The sequence below is a fragment of the Streptomyces sp. 130 genome, assembly GCF_007096885.1.
Classification (GTDB): Bacteria; Actinomycetota; Actinomycetes; order Streptomycetales; family Streptomycetaceae; genus Streptomyces.
On record NZ_VJNO01000103.1, the window covers coordinates 1 to 1,282 of the forward strand.

Here is a 1,282-nt window from a genome sequence, read left to right on the forward strand (position 1 = left end):
CGGCCGGCGACGGGTGAGCCGATGGCGAGGTCGGTGCCGGCGCCGAGGCGGGTGAGGGCTGCGGCGAGCGCGGCGTGGACGACCATGAAGGGGGTGCACCCCTCGGCCCGGGCCAGCTCCCCGACACGCTCGAACAGATCTTCATCCAGGGCGACTTCGACCTGACCGCCCCGGTGCGAGGCGCGTGCGGGGCGCGGGCGGTCCAGGTTCAGGGCGTGCTCCTCGGGGAGCCCTTCCAGCGCCTTGTGCCAGAACGCCAGCTCCTGGGAGAGCACGCTGTCCGCGTCGTCGGCGGCCCCCAGCACCCGCTGCTGCCACACTGCGTAGTCCGCGTACCGCACCGGCAGCGGTTCCAGGACGCTCGCGGTCACGCCCGCGCTCCGCGCCTCGTAGGCCCGGGACAGGTCATCGAAAAGCACACCGGTGGACCGGCCGTCCGTCGCGATGTGATGGACCAGGAGCAGGAACACCCAGGAGTCGTCATCGACCTCGAACAGGGTCGCCCGGACGGGGAGTTCGGTGCGGAGGTCGAAGACATGGCGCGCGGCCTCGGCCATGGCGCGGTCCAGCTCGCCGGAGGTCACCTCGCGGCACTCGACGGGCACATGGGCGTCTGCGGCCGGTACGACGTGCTGGCGCGGTTCGCCGTCGACCGTGGCGAACACGGTCCGCAGCGGGGTGTGGCGTACGAGCACGTCGTGCAGCGCCGCTTCGAGCAGTCCGGCATCCAGCGGACCGGCCGTCCGCATGGCCATCGGCACGTTGTACGCGGCGCTTCCGCCGTCCAGTTCGGCCATCAGCCACAGCCGGCGCTGGGCGAAGGACACGGGTGCGTCGCCGTCACCGGACCAGGCCCCGGCGGTGATCGGCGGAAGCGCGGGCCGGCCGTCGAGGGTGGCGATGTGCTGGGCGAGGCGCGCGGGTGTGGGGTGCTGGAACACGTCCCGGATGGTCAGCCGGACGCCCAGCACGTCGGCGAGGTGGTTGGTGAGGCGGGCCGCCAGCAGCGAGTGCCCGCCATGGGCGAAGAAGCTGTCCTCGACACCCACGGGCCCCGGTGTGCCCAGCACCTTGCTGAACAGGGCGACCGTGACCTCTTCCAGTGGGTTGCGTGGGGGGCGGCCGTGGGTGGGGGTGGTTGCGGGTTGGGGGAGGGCGCGTCGGTCGATTTTGCCGTGGGGGGTGCGGGGGAGGCGGGCGAGGACGGTGAGGTAGGGGGGGACCATGTGCTCGGGGAGCTGGTTGGCGAGGTGCCGGCGGATGTCCTCTGTCGGGGTTGCGG

The 1,282-nt window shown here is 72.8% G+C and carries 1 protein-coding gene; it reads right to left on the minus strand.

What is annotated here, in order from left to right:
* Window positions 1-1,282: condensation domain-containing protein (locus FKN01_RS32175; protein ID WP_313906191.1), on the minus strand; the 1,282-nt coding region annotated here is incomplete at both ends.